This window comes from Spirillospora sp. NPDC047418 (assembly GCF_040643275.1).
Classification (GTDB): domain Bacteria; phylum Actinomycetota; class Actinomycetes; order Streptosporangiales; family Streptosporangiaceae; genus Spirillospora.
On sequence record NZ_JBEYTW010000078.1, the window covers coordinates 16,569 to 42,388 of the forward strand.

Below are 25,820 nucleotides of genomic sequence, written 5' to 3' on the forward strand. Positions count from 1 at the left end.
TCGTCGTGGGACTCCTCCTTCTCGTCCTGCGCCTCGTCGTGGCCGATGTGCGGCAGCACCCGGCCCAGGCCGCGATCCTGCTCGTGTCGATCACCGCCGCCACCGCCATGCTGAGCCTGGGCGGATCCCTGCACGGCGCGACCGGGAAGCTCTACCAGCAGACGCGCGCGGCCACGGCCGGGCCGGACGTCGCCGCGTACTCCCCCGGCACCGATCCGACCACGATCACGGCATTGAAGTCCCTGGAGCGGGCGCCCGGGGTGGTCGCGCACAGCGGCCCGCACCGCCAGTACTACACATCGCTCACGGCGCACGGCTCGACGGGCGCCGCGGTGGTGCAGGTCGCCGATAGGCCGCCGGGCCCGGTGGACCGTCCGCTGGTGACGTCGGGCGGCTGGGTCCGTCCGGGAGGCGCCGTGGTCGAGCGCGGCTTCGCCACCGCGCTGGACGTCCAGGTCGGCGACCACGTCACGATCGCCGGCCGTTCGTTCCCCGTCACCGGGATCGCCGTGACGGCGGCCCGTTCGATCTACCCGTGGGCGCTGGGGATCGGTCCGAACGGCGGGCCGAGCGACGGCGGCGGCGTCGTCTGGCTGGCCGAACCGGACACCCGGGCGCTGGAGTCGCCCGACGCCCAGGTGACGTCCTTCATCTACCTGAAGCTGCGCGACCCCGGCGCGGCCGAGGCGTTCGCGCGGCATGTCGCCGCCGTCGCCCCGGCGTTCGAGGACACCTGGGTGAACGTCAGCGCCTGGCAGTTCGTGGCCGACCAGAACTCGGTCATGCTCAGGGACAGCCAGCCGATCCTGGTCATCGGCAGTTGGCTGCTCGGCTTCCTGGCCATCGGCGGCGTGGCGACGCTGGCCGCGGGACGCGCCGCCGAGCAGACCCGCCGGGTGGGGCTGCTCAAGGCGGTCGGCGCCACGCCCGGCCTCATCGCCGCCGTGCTGCTCGCCGAATACCTGACGCTGGCGCTGCTCGCCGACGCGCTGGGCCTGGTCATCGCACGGCTGATCGAGCCCGCCGTCGTCAACCCCAGTGGCAGTCTGATCACCACCGCGACCGGGCCGAGCGGCGGCACCATCGTCCTCACGGCCGCCGTCGCCCTGGCGGTGGCGGGGCTCACCACGCTCGGCCCGACCGTCCGGGCGCTGCGCACCGCAACCGTCACGGCTCTGGCCGACGGCGCCCACCTGCCCCAGCAGCGGGCCCACCTGACGAGGTTCTCCGCGCTGCTGCCGACCCCGCTGCTGCTCGGGCTGCGGCTGATCGCCCGCAGGCCCGGCCGCGCCATCCTGCACGCCTGCAACACCGCGGCGACGATGACCACGGTCACGGGCCTGCTGGTGATCTACGCCCAGCCCATGAAGGGCTACCCGGGCTCTCCCATGGCGAACGACCTACGGGACGCCCAGCAGCACCATGTGATCCTGGCCGTCACCGCCGCGCTGATCGTCCTCGCCGCGATCAACACCATCACCATCACGTGGACCACGGCCCAGGAGTCCCGGCGCACCATGGCCATCGCCCGCACCCTGGGGGCCACCCCCGGGCAGGTCACCGCCGGGCTGTCCGCCGCCCAGCTCCTCCCGACGCTGCCCGGTGCCGTCGTCGGCGTCCCCATGGGCCTCATCCTGTGCCTGCCCTTCGCCGCGCCGAACACGAGCTGGCCTCCCGTTTGGACGCTGTTCGCCGCAGCACTGGCCGCCCTACCCGTCACGGCCGCGCTCACCGCTCTCCCCGCCCGCGTCGCGGCCCGGCACCCGGTAGCGCGAACCCTCAACGCCGAAGCAGTCTGAGCCCCGACCCGGGCCGGGGCCGAGCGGCCTGCGGCCCGGTCCGGGCGGACGGGTGGTCAGAGGCGTTCGAAGATGGCGGCGAGGCCCTGGCCGCCGCCGATGCACATCGTCTCCAGGCCGTAGCGGGCGTCGCGGCGGTGCATCTCGCGGGCGAGTGTGGCGAGGATGCGGGCGCCGGTCGCGCCGACGGGGTGGCCGAGGGAGATGCCGGAGCCGTGCACGTTGACCCGGTCCCAGTCGGCGTCCTCCAGGCCCCATTCGCGGGTGACGGCGAGGACCTGCGCGGCGAACGCCTCGTTCAGCTCGATGAGGTCGATGTCGGCGAGGGTGAGGCCGGCCGCTCGCAGGGCCTTGGCCGTAGCGGGGACGGGCCCGATGCCCATCGTCTTCGGCGGCACTCCGGCGCGGCCCCACGAGACCAGTCGGACGAGCGGGCGGAGCCCGAGTTCGGCGGCGCGCTCGGGGGTCGTGACGACGCAGACGGCGGCGGCGTCGTTCTGGCCGCTGGCGTTCCCGGCCGTCACGGTGGCTTCGGCGTCCTGCCCGCCGAGGACGGGACGGAGTTTCGCCAGGCTCTCGATCGTCGTGTCGGGGCGCGGGTGCTCGTCGGTGTCCACGATCGTGTCGCCCTTGCGCGACCTCACGGTCACCGGGACGATCTCCTCCGCGAACACGCCCGACTTCTGCGCGGCGACCGCACGCTGGTGGGAGCGGACGGCCAGCGCGTCCTGCTCCTCGCGTCCGATGCCGTACTCGCGGCGCAGGTTCTCGGCCGTCTCCAGCATGCCGTCGGGCACCGGATAGTTGACGCCGCCGGCGGTGACGCGGCCCTGCGCGAGCGCGTCGTGCAGTTCGAGGGACGGCCCGCGCACGCCCCAGCGCGCCTTCGTCGTATAGAACGGCGCGCTGCTCATGCTCTCCGCGCCGCCCGCGATGATCACGTCGCTGACACCGGTCTGGATCTGCATGGCGGCGTTGAGGACGGCCTGCAGGCCCGACCCGCAGCGCCGGTCGAGCTGGCTGCCGCCGACGGAGACCGGGAGCCCGGCGTCCAGCGCGGCGACGCGTCCGATGGCGGGGGCGTCGGACGTGGGGTAGCAGTGGCCGAGGACGACCTCGTCGACCGCGTCGCCGGGCAGGCCGGTCCGTTCGACCAGCGCGCGGATGGCGGTGGCGGCGAGCTCGACGGGCGGGACGGTCTTCAGCGTCCCGCCGAACCGGCCGATCGGGGTACGCAGCGGCTCGCAGATCACCGCATCGCGCATGGTGGGCTCCTCACGGGTTCGGTTGCGGGCACCCCGCAGATTACGACCCGCACGGACGTCACGGTTGAATGCGGGGGGAGCGGACGAGCGAGGAGGCGACGGTGGAGCACTGGGCGCGGCAGGCGACGACGATCCGGGTGATCGGTACCGGGGCGATGGGGCGCGGCATCGCGCAGCTCGCCGCGGCGGGCGGGCTGACCGTGGAGCTGGCCGACATCCGGATGGAGGCCGTGGTCGCCGCCACCGAGTACATCGGCGGCATGTTCGACAAGCTCGTCGGCAAGGGCCGGATGACCGCCGAGGACGCGGAGGCCGCCAAAGCACGGCTGCGGCCGGTCGGTGAGCCGCTGACCCCGCTCCAGGACTGCGATCTCGTGGTCGAGGCCGTCCGGGAGGACATCGACACCAAGCGGGAACTGTTCGCGTCCCTGGAGAAGGTCTGCCCGAAGCACACGATCCTGGTGACCAACACCAGTTCGCTGCCGGTGACGGCGATCGCGGCGGCTCTGGAGGATCCGTCCAGGGTGGCGGGGCTGCATTTCTTCAATCCGGTGCCGTTGATGCGTCTCGTGGAGGTGATTCCGGGGGCGCGTACGGCGGAGTGGATTCCCGACGCGCTCGCCGACCTCGTCCGGCGTCTTGGGCATGAACCGGTTATCGCGCCGGACGCGCCTGGGTTCCTCGTCAACCATGCTGGGCGCGGCCTGGTGACGGAGGCGTTGCAGGTCCTCTCCGAAGGTGCCGCTGAGCCGGTGGACATCGACCGGATCTCGCGGGACGTCCTGGGCCTGAAAATGGGTCCGTGCGAGCTGCTCGACCTCACGGGGATGGACGTGTCACACCCGGTGATGGAGTCCATCTGGACGGGGTTCTACACCGAGCCCCGGTTCCGTCCGTCCAGGCTCGGGCGGGCACGCCTGGAGGCCGGCCTGTACGGACGCAAGACGGGTGAGGGTTTCTACAAGTACGTGGACGGCGCCAAGCAAGAGCCACCGGAGGTCACTGTCCCGGCGGTGGAGCCGCGCCCAGTGTGGGTACACGGCGACGTCCGTGAAGCACTGGGCGCGCTGCTTTCCGCAGCGGGAGTAGAGGTCGAGTCCGGGGAAGGGCCTTCGGCCAACGCAGTCGTGCTCGTCGCCCCGTTGGGGCAGAGCACCGTGGCGGCGGCAGAGGGCCTTCCGTTGGAGCGCACCTTGGGCGTTGACCCGCTGGGCGGGTTCTTCACCCGCCTCACCGTGATGGTGCATCCGGGCGTGGACGTGGACGCAGGGCGCGCGGGTATCGCAGCCCTCGCGGCGACCGGACGCGCCGTTTCCGTCGTCCGCGACGCTCCGGCCCCAGTGGCGCAGCGCCTCCTGGCCTCCGTGGTGAACGTGGGCTGCGGAATCGCCGAGCAACGGCTCGCTCGTCCACAGGACATCGACACCGCCGTCCGCCTCGGTCTCGGCTACCCGCGCGGCCCGCTGGAGTGGGGCCGGCACGAGGGCGCCGACCGCATCCTTCGGATCCTGCGCGGCCTCCAGCAGGTGACGGGCGACCCCCGCTACCGTCCCAGCGCCTGGCTGACCGAACGCGCCACCCTGGACCTCCCCCTGGACGAGACCGGTACCGCCCCGTCCGACCTCACTGCCTGACGACGCGGGAGTTCTTGCGCGCCTCCTCAGGACGCTCGCTGGTGGGAACCGGGCGGTCGGGGCGGAGGATAAAGGCGGCGAAGAGGGCGGCGGTCAGCATCGCGGCGCAGGCGGCGTAGGAGGCGACCGCGACCGCGTCGGTGAAGGCTTCGCGGGCCGCGTGGGCGAGGCCGGGGTCGCCGAGCGCCAGGGCTTCGCCGAGGGAGTGGCGGGCGGCGGATGAGACGGTGCCGGGTAGGGCACCGGCATAGGCGGCGGAGACGATGCTGCCGAGGACGGCGACGCCGAGTGCGCTGCCGAGTTCCTGGCCGGCGTCGTTCACCGCCGAGCCGACCCCCGCCTCCTCGGGCGGGACCGCGGCCATCAGCGTGCTGTACGCGGGCGGGGTGCCGAGCCCGGCGCCGAAGCCGAGGACGGAGAGTCCGACGGCCAGCAGGCCGTAGCCGCCGTCCCCGGCGAGGCCGAGGCCGCCGAAGCCGGCCGCGGCGACGGCGAACCCGGTGACGAGTGCGGGACGGGCGCCGAAGCGCGACTCCAGGGACGCGCCGAGGCCGTTGCCGAGACCGGCGGAGACGGCGACCGGCAGCAGCGCCAAGCCCGCCTTGAGCGGCCCGTAGCCGAGGACGAGCTGGAGCAGCTGGGTCAGCGCGAACAGCATCCCCGCGAGCGCGAAGCCGAACAGCGCGATCATGGCGGCGGCGCCGGAGAAGTTCCGGTCGCGCAGCAGCCGCAGGTCGAGCATCGGCTCGGGATTGCGGTGCTGCCAGCAGACGAACAGGACGAGCGCGGCGACCCCGGCGAGCAGGCCGCCGACCGTGCGGGGGCCGGTCCAGCCGTGCGCGGGCCCGGAGATGATCGCCCACACCAGCGTCGCCATGCCGGCCGTGGACAGCACGGCGCCGAGCACGTCCGGGCGGCGGCGCGGCCCGCGCGACTCGGGGACGAGGACGAGCAGCCCGGCCACCGCGACCAGGGTGACGGGCACGTTCACGAGGAAGACCGAGCCCCACCAGAAGTGCTCCAGCAGGAACCCGCCGAGCGTCGGCCCGGCGGCGAGGCCGACCATGGACGTGGCACCCCAGATCGCGAACGCCTTGGGGCGCTCGTCCGGCCCGAACACCTGCGCCATGATCGACAGCGTCCCGGGCATGAGGAGCGCGCCGCCGACGCCCATGAGCCCGCGCATCGCGACGAGCTGGGCGGGGCTCGCGGCGAACGCGGCGAGCAGCGAGCCGGCGCCGAACAGCGCGAAGCCGGCCAGCATGGCGCGGCGCCGCCCGTGCCGGTCGCCGAGGCTGCCGGCGGTGATCAGCAGCCCGGCGAAGACCAGCGAGTAGGCGTCGATCGTCCACTGGACGTCGGACATCGTGGCGTCCAGGTCCTTCAGCAGGGACGGGATCGCCACGTTGAGGATCGTGTTGTCGACCACGACCACGAAGAGGCTGAGGCACAGGACGCCGAGGATCTGCCAGCGCCGCGGATGCGGGGTCATGTCCACTCTCCATTTCTCGTACACCGTTCGAGTTAACTCGCACACTGTACGACTAAGCTCGTACGATGTTCAAGTCTCGTACCCTGTACGAGAAACGGAAGGGGCATGGGATGGCGGAGGAGAAGGCGGCGTCCGTCTGGGTGCGTCCGGAGCGGGCCCGGCGCGGCCGGCCGGCCCTCACCCGGACGCAGATCGTCGACGCGGCGCTCGACCTGCTCGACGCCGAGGGGCTGGACGGCCTCAGCATGCGCCGCCTCGGCACGCGCCTGAACTCCGGCGCGACCTCGGTGTACTGGCATGTCGCGAACAAGGACGAACTGCTGGAACTCGCCATCGACCGGGTCATGGCGGAGGTGGCGGTCCCGTCCGGCGGCGACTGGCGGGCCGCCGCGACCGGCTACGCGCGCAGCCTCCGCGCGATGATCCACCGGCATCCGTGGACGGTGACGCTGTTCGGCGGCCGTCCGATGATCGGCCCGAACGCCACCCGCGTCCTGGACGAGGTGCTCGCCGCGTTCGGTGCCGCCGGATTCACCGGCTTCGGCCTCGAATACGCCTGGTCGGCGGTGGTCGACTACGTGATCGGCGCGGCCGGCAGCGAGGCGAGCTGGCAGCGCAACCAGGAGGGGACGTCCTCCGCCGACTGGGTCCGCGACCTGCACCCCTACCTGACCCGGCTGGACGCGGAGCGGCCCGGCCTCGCGTCCCACATCCGCGACATCTGGATGAAGGAGACCGGCGACGTCCTGGAGGGCCGGTTCGCGTTCGGCCTCGCCTGCGTCCTCGACGGCCTCGAATCCCGCCGCCCCTGACCGCCCCAAGCCCTTTGGCGGCACGATGCCCTCCGCCCGGACGGTGGGCGGAGGGCATCGGCGGGGAGGCGGCGTTCGCCAGGGGATAACGCGGCGGTCACCGCCCCCGGTCCGGAAGGTCCTCGCGGAAAGGTCAGAAGGGCAGCTTCGCGGGCGGCTCCGGCTTGGTGTCGGTCCAGCCCGACGAGCGGACGGCCACGTAGTTGATGACGAAGCCCGGCCTCATCTCCGCGTACGGGCCGCCGGGCCTGGTCAGCGTGTCCTGGACCGACAGGACGCCGCCCGTCTTCTCGTCGAAGACGATCACCAGGCGGTGGCCGTAGGCGCCTCGTTCGGCCTTCGGCCCGCCGTACTCCCCGGTGATCGTGGCGGTCCGCTCGGGGGAGGCCAGCGCAACGCCGTTACGGCCCAGCGGGTCGGCGACGCGGCCGATCGCCTGGATGCCCGGACGGGAGGCCAGCGCCCGCATCAGCCCCGCCCGCACCTTCGGCGGGACGGGGGTGCCGCCGAGGATCGACGACGTCCGCCAGATCCCGGCGGAGGCCGTCTGCGCCTCGGTCGGCTTCCGGCCGCTCTTCGCCACGGGGTTCATTCCCCGGCCCGCCTCCTCGCCGCTCAGGAACTTCTCGGCGAGTTCGGCGGGGTTGGTGGGCAGGTTCTGCCACTCCTCGGCCGGCTCACCGAGGAACTCGCCGCCGCCCTCCGGGTCGATACCAACCTCCGGACCGTCCGACCGCCACTTCGTCGCCTCGGCCGCGTAGGTGTAGTAGTGGTCGTTCGACCAGACCCGGAACTCGGACGGCGATCCGGCCTTCTTCCAGAGCGCCTCGTCCTGCGCCGTGAGCGGCCGGGCCGGCAGGTCGCGCCCGTAGTACGCCTCACCGGTCCCCTTCTTCACGCCGGTCCAGTTGAACGACTCGCTCGCCGCGCCGACGATCGCGTACGTGCCGGTCTTCGCCCGGATGATGTACGACTGTCCGTCGATGCGGTCGGTGTACCAGTACTTACCGGTCGGGGTCAGTTCGACCTTGGCCGCCGCCGCGAGCACCGCCTGCTTGTTGAGGTCGACGCCGTCGGGCGCGCCCGGCGAGCCCGGCGCCCCCGGGGTCCCCGGGGTCCCCTGGCCGGTGAGCACGACCGCGACGGCCGCCGCGGCCCCCGCCGCGACCAGTCCGAGCCCCAGCCCGGCCGGCCACCCGAAGCCCAACCGCCGCCGCCCCGTCCCCGTGCCTGTCGTCCTCGCGCCGCGCTTCCCGGCCATCTCGTCCTCCAGCATCGCCAGCGCCTTCGCCGTGCTCTCCGCCGACGGGGGCGGCGGCTCGCGCAGCAGGCCCCGGACCCGGTCCATCTCGTTCCTGTTCATGCGGGCGTCTCCTCAACGATCAGCGCGGGGTTGGTTCCGCCGAGCGACTCCCGCAGGCGGCGCCGGGCACGGTGCAGCCGGGACGCGACCGTGCCCGTCTTCAGGCCGAGCGCCTGCCCGACCTCCTCGTAGGACAGGTCGGCCAGCGCCACCAGCAGCAGGACGTCCCGGTCCCCGCGCGGCAGCCGGGCCAGCGCGTCGGCCAGGTCCTGGCCCGCGCCGCCGGCCGTGACGCGGGCCGCGACCAGGTCCTCGTGACCGTCCTCAAAACGGTCGGCGGGCGTGCGCGCCAGCGCCCGGTAGCGGCGCCCCTCGGCGCGCCGGTGCGTCCCGATCAGCCGGGTCGCGATGCCGTACAGCCAGGGGCGGACCGCCCCGCGCGCCGGGTCGAACCGGCCGCGCTTGCGGAACGCGGCCAGGAAGACCTCGGCGGCGATGTCGTCCGCGGCGTCCGCGCCGAGCCGCCGCGCCACATACCCGTGGATCGCGGCGAAATGGCGGTGGAAGATCTCCGCGAACGCGGCGGGATCGCGCCGCGACCGCACGATCGCCTCCGTGTCGGACGCGTCCCCACCGGTATCCGGCGGGTGGTGGTGGACCATGAGGTGATCCTCGCTGTGGGGGTACTCGATTGCTCGGTCACCCCGTTCTCAGCCGATCCCCCGATCCGCCTTCACGCCCACGCACCTTCACACGGCCGCGCGTCCTCCGACCGGAGACCTGGGCGGAGGGCGCGCGTCCTCCGGTCAGAAGGGCGGTTCCGCGGGCGGCTTCGGCCTGGCGTCCGACCAGCCGGAGCTGCGCTGCGCCCCGTAGCCGATGACGAAGCCCGGCTTCATCCCCGCGTACGGGCCGCCGGGCGTGGTCAGCTGGTCCTGGAGGGACAGCAGCGCGCCGGTGCCCTCGTCGAAGACGATCACCTTGCGGTAGCGGTACGTCCCCTGCTCGGCCTTGGGCGTGCCGGACGCGGCGGACGCGGCGGTGCTCGTGACGCTGCGCTCGCCGGTGGCCAGGGCCACACCCGTCCGGCCCAGCGGGTCGGTGACGCGGCCGGCCGCGTGGATGCCCGGCTGCGCCGCCAGCGCCCGCATCAGCCCGCCCCGCACCTTCGGCGGCAGCGGGCCTCTCAGCATCGCCATCGCCCGCCGCATCTGCATGGCGGGCACCACCTCGTCCATGTTCCCCTTCCCGTGCAGCCGCTCCCACTGCTCGCGGGGCACGCGCTCGATCGCCGACCGGCTGAAGAACTTCTCGGCGAGTTCGGACGGGTCGGACGGCAGGTCCTGGAGGTCCTCGAACGAGGATCGCCCGAGCCCCCCGTAGAACTTCCCGCCGCCCCCGGGGTCGCCGTCGGCGTCCCGGCCCTCCGGCCGCCACGTCGCCGCCTCGGCGGTGTAGGTGGAGAACCGGCCGTTCGACCAGACCCTGAACGTCGACGGGGATCCGGCCTTCTTCCACAGCGCCTCGTCCCGCGCGCTCGCCGGATGGGCCGGGAGGTCCCGGTCGAAGGACCCCTCGCCCATGCCGGGCTTCAGGCCGGTCCAGTTGAACACCTCCGTGCCCCCGGCGGTGATCGCGTAGGTCCCGGTCTTCGCGCGGATGATGTACGACTGGCCGTCGACCATGTCGGAGTGCCAGTACTTGCCGGTCGGCTGTACCGCGGCCTTCTCCGCCGCCGCCAGCACGGCCCGTTCGCCCAGGTCCGTCCCGGCGGGGGTCGCGGGCGGGGCGGGCGACCCCGACCCGACGGCCGCGATCGCGACCGCGGTGGCCGCGCCCACGGCGACCAGGCCGACACCGGCCTTGAGCCGCCATCCGAACCGGACGCGCGTGCGCGGCGGTGTCCCGAACACCGCGGCACGGGCCTCGGTCATCTCCCGCAGGGTCGGCGGCTCCGGCTCCCCGTACGCCTCGCGGATCATCTGCAGCTCATCCATGGTCGTGCTCCCCTTCGCGCATCGGGTTCGTCCCGCCGAGTGCCTCGCGCACCTTCTTCCTGGCCCGGCTGAGCCGCGACCCGACCGTCCCGTACGGGATGTCCAGGGCCGCCGCGACCTCCTCGTGGGTGAGGTCGGCGAGCGCGACGAGGAGCAGCACGTCGCGCTCGCCGTCGGGCAGCGCGGCGATGGCGCCGGCCAGCCGTCCGCGCAGGCCCTGGGCGCTGACCCGGGCGTCCACCCGGTCGGCGTGCCCGGCCTCGTCCCGGACGGGGCCGAGCCGTGCGCGGGCCCGCAGCCCGCGCACCTCGCTGCGCCGGTGCCTGCCGATGACGTTGGTGGCGATGCCGTACAGCCAGGTCCGCACGTTCGCCCGCGCCGGGTCGTAGCGGTCGCGGTGGCGGAACGCCTCCAGGAACGTCTGCGACGCGACATCGGACGCGGCGTCGGGGCCGAGGCGCTTGGCGGCGTACCCGTGGATCTCGGCGAAGTAGGCGTCGAAGACGTCACCGAACCGTTCCGGGTCGTGCAGGGACGGCAGCGGCGCGGCCGGACCGGCGGGAGGCCGGTCCGGTCGCGCCGCGGCGAGGGGGTTCCCCGTCATGTGGTGCCTTTCCGTCGCACGGATGGCGGTCACACACGTATCACCCGGACCCCCTCACCGCTTTCGTCACAGCCGGGCTACCGGACGCGGTAGGCGCGGATGATCCGCTGATCGACGCCGCTGCCGCCCGCGTCCCGCGCGCTGACCCGCAGCGACACGGCCTGCCCCTTGACGGGGGCCGGGAGCGGGGCGCTGAACCGCCCGCCGCCGAGGTCCTTCACCTGGACGGCCTGCCACGTCGTGCCGTCGTCCGCGGACGTCCAGAACCGCAGCCCGGTGACCTTCGCCTTCGCTCCGCCGGAGCCCGCCATCCGCGCGACGGTGAACACGGCGGGCTCACCGGCGGGCTGGTTGTGCATGTCGAGGTTAAGGTCGTAGTCGACTAGCAGGAGCGGGAGATTGGCGCTCTTGCGCCCGCGCGGCGTACGGGAACGGAACGTCCAGGACGTCGATGTCCGCGTCGACACCGGCATGATGGCCGACGCGTCGTTCTCATACGTCAGCCGGTAATCCGCCGCCCCGGATGGGACGGTGAAGTCGCCGAACGGGCCGTCCTTCTCACCGACCTTCCGCTCGCCGGCGAACAGCGTCATGTGCCCCTTCACCTCATGCATGGCGCAGTCGAAACCGTCCGGACGGGTCTGGAGGTCGACCAGCGAGACGCGCACGTTGTCCCCGGTGCGAGCCGTGGGGTACCGGGCACATCCGCTGGGCGTGATGCCGGTGCCGGAGTACGGGCCGGGGCGCAGCGGCTGGCGTCCCCACCGGTGCGAGATCCGCTGTCCCGGCTTCAGATCGGTGAATTCCCCCTGGTCGACCCAGAAGTCTTCACCGAACTTGACGAATCCCTCGCTCATCCAGAGCATGCCGGACCCGGTCGAGACGTAGTCGGTCCGGGACGTTCCGGGCTGGACGTCGCCGCTCCCCTCGAAGGTGAGCAGGCCCTCCGGGCTCATGCCGTAGCGCTTCTCCATCATGGCCCGACCGGTGTCCCCGTCGAACGCGGCGAACTCCTGGTGGACGCGAGCCATCCGCTCGAGTTCGGCGGTGGTGACGGTGTGCGTCGGGTCGGTGGGGATCCCGTTGCCCAGCGGGTGGACGATGTCGTACACGGCACCGGGCGCGGTCAGCCGGTACTGAGTCGCCGCCTTGAACGTCCCCTTCGTCACGCCTTCCATCGGCTGCGCGTAGACGGGCGCGTTGACGGGGTCGAAGGCGTAGACGGAGTAGAACCAGAGCCCGTCGCCGACGTCCTGCACCATGTCCGCGGCGGCCATCGTCGTCGTGGTCTCGACGCCTTCGACGCTCGCTCCGATCTCGACGGACGCGGCGCCGTCGAGCGTCACGGTCACGTCCCGGTCGACGGCGACCTCGGGGTCGCCGACGAGGGCCGAGCGCCAGTCGCCGAAGTCTTCCACGTTGCCGAGGACGGCGTAGCGGCCCGCGGGGACGCGGAGTTCCGTCGCGCCCTCGGCCCCGACGCGGACACCCTCGGAGTACAGCGAGTGGTCGTCGAGGTTGACCACGGTGGCGGTTGCGAAGAAGTTCTCCGGGTCGGTACCCGGCAACTGCGTGGCCTTGAGCGTGAGCGTATGCGTCGCCGGTTCGACGTAGAACGTCACGGGCGTTTCCAGCGTGACACCGCCGCCCTCGGCCGTGACCACGGCCGTGTACAGGCCGGGACGGTCACCGACACGGGAGGCGTCCACGGTCAGCGGCGCCGTCGCGGTACCGCCTGCCGGCACGCTCACACTGGATGGCACGTTCGCGACACCGTCCGCCGCGCGTCCTTCCCGGTCGGTCACCTTGACGCTCAGCCGCAGCCCGACCGGATGGCCGGTGTTCGACGTCCAGCCGAGTCGCGTGGAGAGGGCCCGGTGCTCGGGGTACTTCGACGTCCCGAGGTCGGCGATGCCCTGGTTGGCCAGGACGGGCGCCTGCGCGGCCTCGCCGACGTCGAGCCGTCCCGCGCCGAGTTCGTAGACGTCGCCGCCGGTGGCGGGGTCGGCGGTGCCGACAAGGGCGGCCTTGAGCCGGGCGGCCTTCCAGTCGGGGTGCTTCGCCACGAGCAGCGCGGCGGCGCCCGCGACGTGCGGCGCCGCCATCGACGTACCCGACATCTTCGTGTAGTGCGCCCCCGTCGGAGTGCCCGCCGCCGTGCCAGCGGCACGGGCGGCCACGATGTCGACGCCCGGCGCGACGATCTCCGGCTTGGCGGCGATCCCGACCGGGCCGCGGCTGGAGAACTCCGCGAGCCGGTCGCGGCCGTCGACGGCGCCGACCGTGAGCGCGGCCTCGGCCGTGCCGGGCGAGCCGACCGACGCGAACGTGCCCTCATTGCCCGCGGCGACGACGAACAGCGTCCCGTACTCGGCGGTGAGGTTCGTCAGTGCCATGGAGACCGGGTCGCTGCCATCGGTCGGAGCGCCGCCGAGGCTCATGTTGACGACGTCGGCGCGCGACGCGGCCCACTGCATCCCGGCGATGACGCTGGAGTCGGTGCCGAACCCGTCGTCGCCGAGAACCTTGCCGATGAGCAGGTCGGCGTCCGGCGCGACGCCCTTGCGCTCCCCGCCGGACGCGGCGCCGGTCCCCGCGACGGTCGAGGCGACATGCGTGCCGTGCCCGAAGCGGTCGACGGTGTCGGCCGACTCGGAGAAGTTCGCCGACTCGGCGATGCGCCCCTTCAGGTCGGGATGCCCGGCATCCACACCGGTATCGAGGACGGCGACCTTCGCGCCCTTGCCGGTATACCCGGCCCGCCACGCCGCCGGCACCCCGACCTGCCGCAGGTTGCGGTCGACCCGGCGGGTCGCGGTCGGAGCGAAGTTCGCCCTGACCTTGCCGTCCAGCCAGATTTGCCGGATACCGCCGGTCGCCTTGACCGACGGCCCCCGCATCCCGGCGAGGGCCTGCCCGAGCCCACCCGCATCGCCCTTGGACTGCCGCACGGCCACGGCGCCGATGCTCGGCAGCTCCCTGCCCTGGTCGACCGCCCCACCGAGCGCCGACAGCGACCGGACGCCCTTCTCGCGCTGCACGATCAGCGGCAGGTCCTTGCTGCGCGCGTCGTCGTAGCCCTGCGCGATCAGCGCGGTGACATCGAACAACTCCGGATCGAGAACCCGCCCGACGAGGCCCGCGACATCGATCGGCGTCACGACGACGTGCCCGTCCGGCCGGATCTCCTTGCGGAACGACCGCTTCTCCCTGCCGGGCACCGGGGTCACCGAGACGAGCGGCGGCTTGCCCTTGACCGTCCGGACGGAGACGACGTCCCCGGTCAGCAGCGTCACCTTCCACGACTGCCCCGGCTCCAGCCCGCCCGCCGGGGGCGGCGCGGCCTGCGCGGGCGGCGCGACCGCGGCCAGCGCCCCGGCCGCGAGCAGGACACCGAGCAAGGCCCGGCTCCGACGTCTGTGCGTCATCAACTCTCCTCTGCCAAGAACCGCCCCGTACCGGACGGTCGATGTTGATCACCCGCAACGGCTGATCAACTTCACGGCAGAAGTCGGTAGCATCGGCGGCATGTCCGGCGCTTCGTGCGCGGCCGCCTGCGCCGCAGTGACGAGGACGCTCCGCTAGCGGCGGGGCGTTCGTCTCACTTCTCGTTGAACGTTCCGCCGCTTCGTGGACGATCCGAAGCGGCACGTTCGTGCTGCTCGGAACTTCTTCTGAGCAACGGAGCGCTTGATGCCTTCAGGCATTCTCTCTTCGCGCCGGGACGCATCGTCCCCAGCGCGCGCGTGGCCAGTGCTGTGCGGCATGGCCATGCTGCAGTTCTTCATCGCGGTCGACGTGACCGTGGTCAATGTCGCCCTGCCCTCGATCGGCGCCGGCTTCGGCGTCGACGATCACGCACTGACCTGGGTCGTGGTCGGGTACACGATCACCGGCGGCGGGCTGCTGATGCTCGGCGGCCGACTGGGCGACGTGCTCGGAAGGCGTCGCATCCTCCTGCTCGGCACAACGCTGTTCGGCGCCGCATCCCTGCTGGCCGGGCTCGCGCCGTCCTTCGCCGTGCTGGTGACGGCGCGGCTGCTGCAGGGGGCCGGTGAAGCTATCGCGCTGCCGGCGGCGATGGCGGTGATCGTGCTCATGTTCCCCGAGGGACCGCGCAGGTCGCGGGCGCTGAGCGTATGGGCGGCCGTCGCGAGTTGCGGTCTCGTCCTCGGGTTCGTGGTCTCCGGCATCATCACCGAGCTGCTGGGCTGGCGGTGGGTCTTCCTGGTGTCCGTGCCCTTCATCCTGGTCGTGCTCGCCGCGGTGGTGTTTCTCATACCGGGCGAACGGCCCGCCGAGCGCACACCGCTGGACGTCCCCGGGGCGTTTCTGCTGACCGCGGCCCCACTGCTGTTCACCCTCGGGGTCGTCGAGGCGGGGAAGGCGAACGGCACGCTGCCATGGCTGCCGCCGGTCGCGCTGGTCGGTGCGGTAGCGGCGGGCGCCTTGTTCATTAAGGTCGAATGCCGTTCACGGAACCCGCTCGTGCCTCTGCGGTTCTTCCGCAACCGGCCGCGCGTCCTGGCCAACCTCGCCACCGCCCTGCTGAGCGCGGCCCTGTCCGCCTCGTTCCTGCTGTTCACCTACTACCTGCAGGACCGGTTGGGCGCCGGCCCACTCCAGGCCGGTCTGACAATGCTGCCCTTGGCGGTGTCCCTGATCGTGGCCTCGGTGCTGGTTCCCCGCTTGCTCGGACGGTGGGGCGCGCGAGCCTGCGTCCTGGCCGGCATCGGCTTCACCGCGGCGGCCATGATCGTCATCGCACTGGTCGCCCGCCTGGAAGCCACCGGCCCGGCGCTGATCCCGGCCATGGTGCTGATCGCCGCCGGGATGGGGCTCGGAATCGTCGGCCTGCAGTACGTCGCGGTGACCGGCGTGACCGAAGACGACGCCGGCATCGCCTCCGGCGTACAACGAGCCGCCGACCAGTTGGGCGGTTCCACCGGGATCACCCTCTACGTCGGCATCGGCTTCGCCCCGGCCCTGAACGGTACCGACCCGTTCCTCACCGCCAGCCTCCTAGCGACCACCGGCCTCGCAACGGCCGGGTTCATCGCCTGGCGATTCTCCATACCCGCCGAGCAGACACAGGAGCCCCTCGGCTAACCCCGCACCGGCCTGCGCCCGCCCGAACTCCGGCCGGGCGCAGCCCACCGGCCGGTCGGCGCGCATCCGATGGTCGCAACCGGGACGGCGATCTCGCTGGGCAGGCAGCAGCCAGCGCTGGTGAGCGGCGACCTGGCGCCGACGGCGACCAACACTCACCGGATGCGTTGACCTGCGGCGTGTTGTTGTTATGAGCGCACCCAAAACAACAACACGCCGCAGATCAACAACGTGGCGGCCCGGCGCGGCGGCGCCCACCAAGCAGGACGATGGGACGCTGCGGCATCACGCGTGGGGTCCGGCACGGCTTCACCGACGAGGGCGACGGCACACGGTGGCGCTGATGTGGTCGGGCGACGGCTCATGGGCGCGCGCCGAGTCCCGCGACGGCGAACCGCCGACGGTCACCCAGGGCGGCCCAAGGCCGCAGGCAGTGGGCTTGGAAGGCCGTCCGCCACCCCTGACGCCTCGATTACACCTCGCCGTTCTTGATCCGCGAAGTCAGCACACGCCATGCGGACGGCCCGAACACCAGCACGGGTCCATCCGGATCCACCGAATCACGAACACCCACAACACCAGGAACGTTCAGCGCCACCTCCACGCACGAACTGTTGCCTCCGCCCGAGTGGGTGCTGATACGCCACTGAGGCTCGGCCAAGAGCTCAGGCCTGGTCATGAACTCGGAACTCCTCCCGGATAGTGGTCATGAGCGCCACCGTCTCATCGTGAGACAACGCCACGTCCGCGATGCGGTCCAGCATCGAGCCACAGCGTCGCACTTGCGCAATGTCCTCGATGTACATACTTCCTCCCATAGTTTCCACATGTGCGGTGTCGAGTTCCAGAGGCGCTGAGAACTCAAAAATTTCCACTGAGCCCTCGCCGAGCCCAGGCCGGTATCCGAGCGGGATCGGGACGACGCGAACAGCTATCGACGCGTGTTCCATCGCCTCCAGGAGTGCAGTGAGCTGGCCAATCATCACAGTCGGCCCGCCGACCGGCCGACGGAAGACCTCTTCTGCCAGGAGGATGTCCAGTTCGGGGGCGTCTGTACGTGCGAAGCGTGCACGTCTTGCCATCCGCGCCTGCAACCTCCGGTCGATCTCATCCCGGTCGTCCGCAAATGTCCCCGCGATCAGGGCACGAGCGTAATCAGGGGTCTGGAGTACACCCGGAACAACTTCCGTTTGCCAGATCCGGATGCGATCGGCGGCGTCCTCCAGTTCGGCGTAGCCGCCGGCCAGGACGTCGCCGAACGCCGCCCACCAACCACGCGTGCGAACGTCGCGGGTGAGCTGGAGCAGCGCCGCCCGCGTCGCATAGTCGGTTCCGTAGACGTCGAGGATGCGCTCGACGTCGCCGACGGAAGGCATGCTCTTGGCTGTCTCGATCCGTACGAGCTTGGTTCGGCTCCAGCCGAGGATGCCGGCGGTCACCTCGGGTGTCAGGTCTGCCGCCTCACGAAGGCGTCGCAGCTCGGCCGCGAGTCGGCGATGCCGTGCGGTCGGTCCGTGCTCAACAGGCATGGGAGCAGCCTTCCATCAGAGCGATCACCATGCGTGGCCAATTCGTAACAGATCTTTCACGCTAACACTGGCGCTCCGCACAAGTGCGGGTCATGATAGGCGAGTGCGTTCAGCCACTCAGCGCAGTTGCGAGAGCGCACAGCGTGGCCATCGCCGCACTGCCCCCAGGTGCGGACGGTGATCACGTGGACCGTTGGTGCGGCGTCTGCGAGTTCGTGCCGGCGGGTGTCGCGCGGCCGGGGGCTCACCCCCGGGCTCCCGGTCGCGTGGCGCGACAACAGCGAGTCGCGCCCCTGCGCGCTCGTAGACATAGGGCGGCCCCGGACAGGTGCAGCAACACCATGACGCCCGGGGCCTCAATCGGAGTGAGGTCCGATCTATGGGCAACCTAGCTGATTGCTCCGCAACGAGTTGGGTCTACGTCGACCCCGACCAGATCCGGCGGGAGCTGGAGGCCGCTTTCCCCGGCGTCCGGGCATGGCTCGGCGATTACACCGGGCACTGGTGGGCGCTGGTCGACGATCGTCTGGTGGAGGCGGTCACCCCTCGGCTTCTCGCCGACGAAATCCGCGCGGTCCTCGCCGTCCGGCGGACGGTCCCGCCCATCGGACGGAAGCTGCGGGGGCGTCCGGCCGCTCCCTCACGGCCCCGCGAATCGGCGCGGCCGGGCCATGGACGGCCGAAGCGGCGGCGGCGCGTCCTGATCGGGGGCTGGCGGTGAAGGGACGGGCGGACGTGCCGCCGCGGATGTACGCCTGGGACGTCGGGAACGGCCACGCCGGGGTGACCGACGACATGGACGCCGCGTTCACCCATGTCGATCTCGCTCTTCGCGGGGCGGCCACGGGTGTGTGCGGTGCCGTCCGGCTCGTCACGGTGTCCCTGTACGGCAAGAGCGAGTACATCGTCCTCGGCCTCGTCGGCCACGCTCGGCGCGACGACGCCGGGGTCATGTGGACGAGGTGGTGACGTCCCCGGGCCGTGGGGAGGAGGTGGTCCTCCTGACGGGGGACGACAGGCGGGCGCGTGCTCCTCCGTCCAGGCGATCTCTGCGTCGGCGGGGTCGTTCGGGGAACCGGAATAGGTGGCTCAATCGTCCTGTTGTAGAGGTCGTCAGCAAAGTTGAGTCGGGTCGGCTCAAGTCATTTGACAAGGGACCACGATCCGGGCAATCTTGCGGACAGAAGACGAACCGGCCGCGCCCTCGGCGGCGACCGGGGCTGCATGACACCGGCAACGGGGTTAACCGGAAAAGACGGAGGACGAGAACATGGCACGTGCGGTCGGCATCGACCTCGGGACGACCAACTCGGTCGTCGCGATTCTGGAGGGCGGCGAGCCCACCGTCATCGCGAACGCGGAGGGGTCGCGGACCACGCCGTCCGTCGTCGCCTTCGCCAAGAACGGCGAGGTTCTCGTCGGCGAGGTCGCCAAGCGCCAGGCGGTCACCAACGTGGACCGCACCATCCGGTCGGTCAAGCGCGAGATGGGCACCGACTGGAAGGTCAAGATCGACGACAAGGACTTCAACCCGCAGCAGATGAGCGCGTTCGTGCTCCAGAAGCTGAAGCGGGACGCCGAGTCCTACCTGGGCGAGACCGTCACCGACGCGGTCATCACGGTTCCCGCCTACTTCTCCGACCACCAGCGGCAGGCCACCAAGGAGGCCGGCCAGATCGCGGGCCTGAACGTCCTGCGCATCATCAACGAGCCGACCTCGGCGGCGCTCGCCTACCACCTGGAGAAGGAGAACGAGGCCACCATCCTGGTCTTCGACCTCGGTGGCGGTACGTTCGACGTCTCCCTGCTGGAGGTCGGCGACGGCGTGGTCGAGGTCAAGGCCACCAGCGGCGACAACCACCTGGGCGGCGACGACTGGGACCAGAAGGTCGTCGACTGGCTGGTCGAGAAGTTCAAGAACGCCAACGGCGTCGACCTGTCCAAGGACAAGATGGCGCTGCAGCGCCTGCGCGAGGCCGCGGAGAAGGCGAAGATCGAGCTGTCCGGTTCGTCCGAGACGCAGATCAACCTGCCCTACATCACCGCGTCCAGCGAGGGCCCGCTGCACCTGGACGAGAAGCTCACCCGGGGCGAGTTCCAGCGGATGACCTCCGACCTGCTCGACCGGACGAAGGCGCCGTTCCACTCGGTGCTGAAGGACGCCGGCATCGGCGTCGACAAGATCGACCAGGTCGTGCTGGTCGGCGGCTCGACCCGGATGCCCGCGGTGTCCGAGCTGGTCAAGGAGCTGACCGGCGGCAAGGAGCCGAACAAGGGCGTCAACCCGGACGAGGTCGTCGCGATCGGCGCCAGCCTGCAGGCCGGCGTGCTGAAGGGCGAGGTCAAGGACGTCCTGCTGCTGGACGTGACCCCGCTCAGCCTCGGCATCGAGACCAAGGGCGGCATCTTCACCAAGATCATCGAGCGGAACACCACGATCCCGACCAAGCGGTCGGAGACGTTCACCACCGCCGACGACAACCAGCCGTCCGTGGAGATCCAGGTCTACCAGGGCGAGCGCGAGATCGCCGCGTACAACAAGAAGCTCGGCACGTTCCAGCTGACCGGTCTGCCGCCGGCGCCGCGCGGCGTCCCGCAGATCGAGGTCACCTTCGACATCGACGCGAACGGCATCGTGAACGTCAGCGCGAAGGACCAGGGCACCGGCCGCGAGCAGTCGATGGTCATCACGGGCGGCAGCGCGCTGCCCAAGGACGACATCGAGAAGATGATGCGCGACGCCGAGGACTACGCCGAGGAGGACCGCAAGCGCAAGGAGGAGGCCGACGTCCGCAACCAGGCCGACACCCTCGCGTACTCCACCGAGAAGTTCCTGCGGGAGAACGACGAGAAGGTCCCCGCGGAGCTGAAGACCGAGGTGAGCGACGCGGTCGCCGAGGTGAAGAAGGCCCTGGAGGGCACCGACGTCGACGCCATCAAGGGCTCTGCGGAGAAGCTCGCGCAGATCAGCCAGAAGATGGGCGCCGCGATGTACGCGCAGAACCCCGAGGGCGCTCAGGCGGGCGCCGAGGACCACGGTCCCACCGCCGACGCGCAGGGGCCGCAGGACGACGAGGTCGTCGACGCGGAGATCGTGGACGAGGACAAGCCCAAGGACGCATCGTGACGCCCTCCCACAACGAGGGCGAGGAGAAGGAGGGTCCGGTGATCCGCGACAAGCGGCGCATCGACCCCGAAACGGGGGAAGTCCGGGCGCAGGCGGGGGGTCCGCCTGCCCCGGAGGCCCCGGCCGACGGGGGCGCCGGCAAGGCAGGCAAGGCCGCCGGCGAGGAGGTCTCCGCGCTGCAGACCCAGCTCTCGGAGCGGGTCGCCGACCTCCAGCGGCTGAAGGCCGAGTACGACAACTACCGCAAGCGCGTCGAGCGCGACCGGGTCGCGGTCCGCGAGCAGGCCCTCGGGCAGGTGCTGTCCGAACTGCTCCCGATCCTGGACGACATCGGCCGCGCCCGTGACCACGACGAGCTCACCGGCGGGTTCAGGTCCGTCGCGGAGAGCCTGGAGGCGGTCACCGGCAAGCTCGGCCTGGTGCGGTACGGGGAGAAGGGCGAGCCCTTCGACCCGAACGTGCACGAGGCGCTCATGCACTCGCTCTCGCCCGAGGTGACCGAGACGAGTGTCGTGGACGTCCTGCAGCCCGGCTACCGGATCGGCGAGCGCATCCTGCGGGCGGCGCGCGTCGCGGTGGCCGACCCCGACCCGGACGCGGCGGAGTCCGCCGGCGAGGCGGGCGGCCCGGACGGCGAATCGGGCGAATGAGGCCCCACGGGCCCGTCCCACGTGAAGCGGGGCGGGCCCACACGGGGGCATGAAGGCATGTGGCAAGTGGCGATAGCAGAAGGCGGGGCGCCGTGAGCACCAAGGACTACCTGGAGAAGGACTACTACAAGGTCCTCGGTGTCGCGAAGACGGCCTCGCAGGAGGAGATCAAGAAGTCCTACCGGAAGCTGGCGCGCAAGTACCACCCGGACGCCAACAAGGGGGACGCCGACGCCGAGGAGCGCTTCAAGGAGGTCTCCGAGGCGTACGACGTGCTGTCCGACGAGAAGCGCCGCAAGGAGTACGACTCCGTCCGGTCGATGCCGGGCGGGTTCCGCGGCCAGCAGGGCGGCGGCGGGTTCGGGTTCGACCTCGGCGACCTGTTCGGCCAGGGCGGCGGCGGCACCGGGACGCAGCCGGGCGGCGCCGGTGAGCGCATCGGCGACCTGTTCGGCGGCCTGTTCGGCCGCGGCGGCGGCACCCGCACCACGGGGACGACGCGGCGCGCGCGGCGCGGCGCGGACGTCGAGACCGAGGTGACGCTGTCGTTCGGCCGCGCGATGAACGGCGTGACCGTCCCGATCAAGCTGACCAGCGAGGCCGCCTGCGACAGCTGCCGCGGGACGGGCGCGAAGGCCGGCACGGTGCCGCGGGTGTGCCCGAACTGCGAGGGCACCGGGCACGAGACCCGCAACCTCGGCAACTTCGGCTTCCAGGAGCCGTGCAAGGAGTGCCGCGGCCGGGGCCTCGTCGTCGACGACCCGTGCCCGATCTGCCACGGCAGCGGCCGCGCGACCGGCACCCGCACGATCCAGGCGCGCATCCCGGCGGGCGTCGCGGACGGGCAGAAGATCCGGCTGAAGGCCAAGGGCGCGCCCGGCGAGAACGGCGGCCCGGCCGGCGACCTGTACGTGAACATCAAGGTGCGTCCGCACGCGGTGTTCGGGCGCAGCGGCGACAACCTGACGCTGACGATCCCGGTGACGTTCCCCGAGGCGGCGCTCGGCGCCGAGATCCGGGTGCCGACGTTCCAGGGGCAGCCCGTCACGCTGCGGCTGCCGGAGGGCACGCCGAACGGCCGCAAGTTCCGGGTGAAGGGCCGCGGCGCGCCCCGGCGCGACGGGACGAAGGGCGACCTGCTGGTCACCGTCGACGTCCACGTCCCGCCGAAGCTGGACGAGCAGTCGCGGGAGGCGCTGGCCAAGCTCCGCGAGGCGGGCGGCGGCGAGGACCTCCGCGCCGACGTGCTCCAGAAGGCCAGACAGGAGTGAGACCCTCATGGACCCCTTCGGCGATGACACTCCGGTCTATGTGATCTCGGTGGCGGCGCAGCTGTCCGGGCTGCATCCGCAGACGCTGCGGACCTACGACCGGATGGGCCTGGTGTGCCCCGGCCGGACGGCCGGCCGGGGCCGCCGCTACTCGATGCGCGACATCGTGATGCTGCGGGAGATCCAGCGGCTCTCCCAGGAGGAGGGCATCAACCTCTCCGGCATCAAGCACATCCTGGAGCTGCAGCGCGACAACGTGCGGCTCCGCGAGGAGCTCGTGAAGGCGCACGCCGCGCTGGAGGAGCTCGCGAACGAACTCGAGTCGACCCGCGCGGTCGCGGCGCGGCTGGCGCAGCAGCGGCGGCACGGCGAGCCGACCGGCACTCCCGGCGCCGACCTGGTGCCCATCAGGCATACGAGCGTCGTCGTCTGGCACGAACGGAACACCGAGTAAGCGACACCGGGTAAGCACAGCACATTCACGGGGACAGGACATGGACTACAAGCTGACGCAGAAGAGCCAGGAGGCGGTGTCGGTCGCGGTCCGCAGGGCGGCTGCGGAGGGGCACCCCGAGGTCGAGCCGCAGCACCTGCTGGTGGCGCTGATCGCGCTGCCGGACGGGACGGCGGTGCCGCTGCTGGAGGCGGTCGGCGCCGACTGGCAGGCGATCAAGCGGCGGGCGGAGGAGCAGCTCGCCGCGCTGCCGAAGGCGCAGGGGTCGACGGTGTCGTCGCCGCGGCTCGCGGTGCAGCTCCAGCGGTCGATCAACACGGCGGCGAACCGGGCGCAGCAGCTGGAGGACGAGTACGTCTCGACCGAGCACCTGCTGGTCGGCCTCGCCGCGGACGGCGGCCCCGCGGCGGGCCTGCTGAAGGAGTTCGGCGCGACGCCGCAGGCCCTGCTGGACGCGTTCGAGAAGGTGCGCGGCCACGCCCGCGTCACCAGCGAGAACCCCGAGGGCACCTACCAGTCGCTGGAGAAGTACGGCGTCGACCTGACGGCGGCGGCCCGCGACGGGCGGCTCGACCCGGTCATCGGCCGCGATGCGGAGATCCGCCGGGTCGTGCAGGTGCTGTCGCGCCGGACGAAGAACAACCCGGTGCTCATCGGTGAGCCCGGCGTCGGCAAGACCGCCGTGGTGGAGGGGCTCGCGCAGCGCATCATCGCGGGCGACGTGCCCGAGTCGCTGCGCGGCAAGAAGCTCGTCTCCCTCGACCTCGGCGCGATGGTCGCGGGCGCGAAGTACCGGGGCGAGTTCGAGGAGCGGCTGAAGGCCGTCCTGAACGAGATCAAGGAGTCCGAGGGGCAGATCGTCACGTTCATCGACGAGCTGCACACCGTCGTCGGGGCGGGCGCGGCCGAGGGCGCGATGGACGCCGGCAACATGCTGAAGCCGATGCTGGCGCGCGGCGAGCTGCGCATGATCGGCGCGACGACGCTGGACGAGTACCGCGAGCGCATCGAGAAGGACCCGGCGCTGGAGCGCCGCTTCCAGCAGATCTTCGTCGGCGAGCCGACCGTGGAGGACTCGATCGCGATCCTGCGCGGGCTGAAGGGCCGCTACGAGGCGCACCACAAGGTGCAGATCAACGACTCGGCGCTGGTCGCGGCGGCGACCCTGTCGGACCGCTACATCACCTCCCGGTACCTGCCGGACAAGGCCATCGACCTGGTGGACGAGGCCGCGTCCCGGCTGCGGATGGAGATCGACTCCCGTCCGGTGGAGATCGACGAGCTGCAGCGTTCGGTGGACCGGCTGAAGATGGAGGAGCTGAACCTCGCCAAGGAGACCGACGAGGCGTCCCGGCAGCGGCTCGACCGGCTGCGCGCGGACCTCGCCGACAAGCAGGAGCACCTCACCGGCCTCGTCGCCCGCTGGGACAAGGAGAAGGCGAGCCTGAACCGGGTCGGCGAGATCAAGGAGACGATCGACCAGCTGCGCGGGGAGGCCGAGCGCGCCCAGCGCGACGGCGACCTGGAGACGTCCGCGCGACTCACCTACGGCGAGATCCCGGCGCTGGAGAAGCAGCTGGAGGAGGCGTCGGAGGCGGCCGAGAACCGCGACGCGATGGTCAAGGAGGAGGTCGGCCCGGACGACGTCGCCGACGTGGTCGCGCTGTGGACGGGCATCCCCGCCGGCCGGCTGCTCGAAGGCGAGACGGCGAAGCTGCTCCGCATGGAGGACGAGCTGGGCAGGCGCCTGATCGGGCAGGAGGCCGCGGTCCGCACCGTGTCGGACGCGGTGCGCCGCGCCCGCGCGGGCATCTCCGACCCGGACCGTCCGACCGGCTCGTTCCTGTTCCTCGGCCCGACCGGCGTCGGCAAGACCGAGCTGGCGAAGGCGCTCGCGGAGTTCCTGTTCGACGACGAGCGGGCGATGACCCGCATCGACATGAGCGAGTACTCCGAGAAGCACTCCGTGGCGCGGCTGGTCGGCGCGCCGCCCGGATACGTCGGCTACGAGGAGGGCGGGCAGCTCACCGAGGCCGTCCGGCGCCGCCCGTACTCGGCGGTCCTGCTGGACGAGGTGGAGAAGGCGCACCCCGAGGTCTTCGACATCCTGCTGCAGGTGCTGGACGACGGCCGGCTGACGGACGGGCAGGGCCGCACGGTCGACTTCCGCAACACGATCCTGATCCTGACGTCCAACATCGGGTCGCAGTTCCTCGTGGACCCGACGCTGGAGAACGGGGCGAAGCGGGAGGCGGTGTGGAACGCCGTCCGGAACTCGTTCAAGCCGGAGTTCCTGAACCGCCTCGACGACGTGATCCTGTTCGACGCGCTCTCCACGACCGAGCTGACCCGCATCGTGGACCTGCAGGTCGACAAGCTGGGCGACCGGCTCGCCGACCGGCAGCTGACGCTGCAAGTGACGCCCGCCGCGCGCGAATGGCTGGCGCTGACCGGCTACGACCCGCTGTACGGGGCGCGGCCGCTGCGCCGGCTCGTGCAGACGGCGATCGGCGACCAGCTCGCCCGCGAGCTGCTCTCCGGGGAGGTCCGCGACGGCGACGAGGTCGTGGTCGACCTCGACGAGGCCGCCGACCGGCTGACGGTCGAGCCGAGGAGCGGCCTCTCCTTCACGAAGTAGGGTCCGGGGTTCGACGGGCCGGTGCGCGATCGCGCACCGGCCCGTTCGTTTACCCAGCGTGCCGGCCTGCCCGGAGCGGCCCCGCACCCCATCACGGTGCCGTCGAGGATTATTAAAGATTATTTATAGATAGGTA

20 protein-coding genes are annotated in these 25,820 nt (G+C 71.7%); 11 read left to right on the forward strand and 9 right to left on the reverse strand.

The genetic code is table 11. The features are described 5' to 3' along the window. Positions 1 to 5 precede the first annotated feature (5 nt). Positions 6 to 1,799, forward strand: a complete 1,794-nt coding sequence (locus tag ABZ806_RS34000; protein ID WP_500221557.1) for an ABC transporter permease — start codon at positions 6 to 8, stop codon at positions 1,797 to 1,799. A 56-nt stretch (positions 1,800 to 1,855) separates the two neighbouring features. On the opposite strand, the gene ABZ806_RS34005 is transcribed toward ABZ806_RS34000, so the two are convergent. Further along, entirely contained in the window at positions 1,856 to 3,064 is a 1,209-nt protein-coding gene (locus ABZ806_RS34005; RefSeq protein WP_500221558.1) for an acetyl-CoA C-acetyltransferase, read from the reverse strand. A gap of 101 nt (positions 3,065 to 3,165) precedes the next feature. On the opposite strand from ABZ806_RS34005, the gene ABZ806_RS34010 reads away from it, so the two are divergent. Next, positions 3,166 to 4,698 (forward strand): 3-hydroxyacyl-CoA dehydrogenase, encoded by a 1,533-nt coding sequence (locus ABZ806_RS34010; RefSeq protein ID WP_500221559.1) that lies wholly within the window; start codon positions 3,166 to 3,168, stop codon positions 4,696 to 4,698. Here the strand turns inward: ABZ806_RS34010 and ABZ806_RS34015 are convergent. Further along, complete coding sequence (locus ABZ806_RS34015) at positions 4,688 to 6,190, reverse strand: MFS transporter (RefSeq protein ID WP_500221560.1); 1,503 nt, start codon at positions 6,188 to 6,190, stop codon at positions 4,688 to 4,690. The genes ABZ806_RS34010 and ABZ806_RS34015 overlap by 11 nt on opposite strands. Before the next feature lie 65 nt (positions 6,191 to 6,255). Here ABZ806_RS34015 and ABZ806_RS34020 point away from each other — a divergent pair, with 65 nt between their 5' ends. Next, positions 6,256 to 7,002, forward strand: a complete 747-nt coding sequence (locus tag ABZ806_RS34020) for a TetR/AcrR family transcriptional regulator (RefSeq protein WP_500221561.1) — start codon at positions 6,256 to 6,258, stop codon at positions 7,000 to 7,002. A 133-nt stretch (positions 7,003 to 7,135) separates the two neighbouring features. On the opposite strand, the gene ABZ806_RS34025 is transcribed toward ABZ806_RS34020, so the two are convergent. The 5 genes from ABZ806_RS34025 to ABZ806_RS34045 all read right to left on the reverse strand — a co-directional run bounded on the left by ABZ806_RS34025 (position 7,136) and on the right by ABZ806_RS34045 (position 14,334). Further along, positions 7,136 to 8,365 (reverse strand): hypothetical protein, encoded by a 1,230-nt coding sequence (locus tag ABZ806_RS34025; protein WP_500221563.1) that lies wholly within the window; start codon positions 8,363 to 8,365, stop codon positions 7,136 to 7,138. Continuing rightward, positions 8,362 to 8,967: an RNA polymerase sigma factor gene (locus tag ABZ806_RS34030; RefSeq protein WP_500221564.1), complete on the reverse strand. Its 606-nt coding sequence runs from the start codon at positions 8,965 to 8,967 to the stop codon at positions 8,362 to 8,364. The genes ABZ806_RS34025 and ABZ806_RS34030 overlap by 4 nt, the downstream gene beginning before the upstream one ends. A 144-nt stretch (positions 8,968 to 9,111) precedes the next feature. Continuing rightward, entirely contained in the window at positions 9,112 to 10,302 is a 1,191-nt protein-coding gene (locus tag ABZ806_RS34035) for a hypothetical protein (protein ID WP_500221565.1), read from the reverse strand. After that, complete coding sequence (locus ABZ806_RS34040) at positions 10,295 to 10,906, reverse strand: RNA polymerase sigma factor (protein WP_500221566.1); 612 nt, start codon at positions 10,904 to 10,906, stop codon at positions 10,295 to 10,297. The genes ABZ806_RS34035 and ABZ806_RS34040 overlap by 8 nt, the downstream gene beginning before the upstream one ends. Before the next feature lie 77 nt (positions 10,907 to 10,983). Beyond that, a complete protein-coding gene (locus ABZ806_RS34045) occupies positions 10,984 to 14,334 on the reverse strand; it encodes a S8 family peptidase (protein WP_500221567.1) in 3,351 nt (1,116 codons plus the stop codon). Between the two features lie 337 nt (positions 14,335 to 14,671). Here ABZ806_RS34045 and ABZ806_RS34050 point away from each other — a divergent pair, with 337 nt between their 5' ends. Continuing rightward, the gene (locus tag ABZ806_RS34050) at positions 14,672 to 16,015 is read left to right on the forward strand and encodes an MFS transporter (protein WP_500221568.1); all 1,344 of its coding nucleotides are present in this window, start codon (positions 14,672 to 14,674) and stop codon (positions 16,013 to 16,015) included. Positions 16,016 to 16,487: 472 nt separating this feature from the next. On the opposite strand, the gene ABZ806_RS34055 is transcribed toward ABZ806_RS34050, so the two are convergent. Next, positions 16,488 to 16,694 (reverse strand): DUF397 domain-containing protein, encoded by a 207-nt coding sequence (locus tag ABZ806_RS34055; RefSeq protein ID WP_500221569.1) that lies wholly within the window; start codon positions 16,692 to 16,694, stop codon positions 16,488 to 16,490. After that, positions 16,681 to 17,544 (reverse strand): helix-turn-helix domain-containing protein, encoded by an 864-nt coding sequence (locus tag ABZ806_RS34060; RefSeq protein WP_500221570.1) that lies wholly within the window; start codon positions 17,542 to 17,544, stop codon positions 16,681 to 16,683. The genes ABZ806_RS34055 and ABZ806_RS34060 overlap by 14 nt, the downstream gene beginning before the upstream one ends. A gap of 379 nt (positions 17,545 to 17,923) precedes the next feature. On the opposite strand from ABZ806_RS34060, the gene ABZ806_RS34065 reads away from it, so the two are divergent. The 7 genes from ABZ806_RS34065 (at position 17,924) to clpB (ending at position 25,684) form a co-directional block, all read left to right on the forward strand. Then, on the forward strand, positions 17,924 to 18,265 hold the full coding sequence (locus ABZ806_RS34065) for a hypothetical protein (RefSeq protein WP_500221571.1): 342 nt from the start codon (positions 17,924 to 17,926) through the stop codon (positions 18,263 to 18,265). Further along, positions 18,262 to 18,513, forward strand: a complete 252-nt coding sequence (locus ABZ806_RS34070) for a hypothetical protein (protein WP_500221572.1) — start codon at positions 18,262 to 18,264, stop codon at positions 18,511 to 18,513. Before ABZ806_RS34065 ends, ABZ806_RS34070 begins: the two co-directional genes overlap by 4 nt. 301 nt (positions 18,514 to 18,814) lie before the next feature. Next, positions 18,815 to 20,671: a molecular chaperone DnaK gene (dnaK, locus tag ABZ806_RS34075; protein ID WP_500221573.1), complete on the forward strand. Its 1,857-nt coding sequence runs from the start codon at positions 18,815 to 18,817 to the stop codon at positions 20,669 to 20,671. Continuing rightward, entirely contained in the window at positions 20,665 to 21,321 is a 657-nt protein-coding gene (grpE, locus tag ABZ806_RS34080; protein WP_500221578.1) for a nucleotide exchange factor GrpE, read from the forward strand. Before dnaK ends, grpE begins: the two co-directional genes overlap by 7 nt. A 92-nt stretch (positions 21,322 to 21,413) precedes the next feature. Further along, a complete protein-coding gene (dnaJ, locus tag ABZ806_RS34085) occupies positions 21,414 to 22,592 on the forward strand; it encodes a molecular chaperone DnaJ (RefSeq protein ID WP_500221574.1) in 1,179 nt (392 codons plus the stop codon). 7 nt (positions 22,593 to 22,599) lie between these two features. Continuing rightward, on the forward strand, positions 22,600 to 23,046 hold the full coding sequence (locus ABZ806_RS34090; protein ID WP_500221575.1) for a heat shock protein transcriptional repressor HspR: 447 nt from the start codon (positions 22,600 to 22,602) through the stop codon (positions 23,044 to 23,046). Positions 23,047 to 23,086: 40 nt separating this feature from the next. Beyond that, positions 23,087 to 25,684 (forward strand): ATP-dependent chaperone ClpB, encoded by a 2,598-nt coding sequence (gene clpB / locus ABZ806_RS34095; RefSeq protein ID WP_500221576.1) that lies wholly within the window; start codon positions 23,087 to 23,089, stop codon positions 25,682 to 25,684. Positions 25,685 to 25,820: the final 136 nt, after the last annotated feature.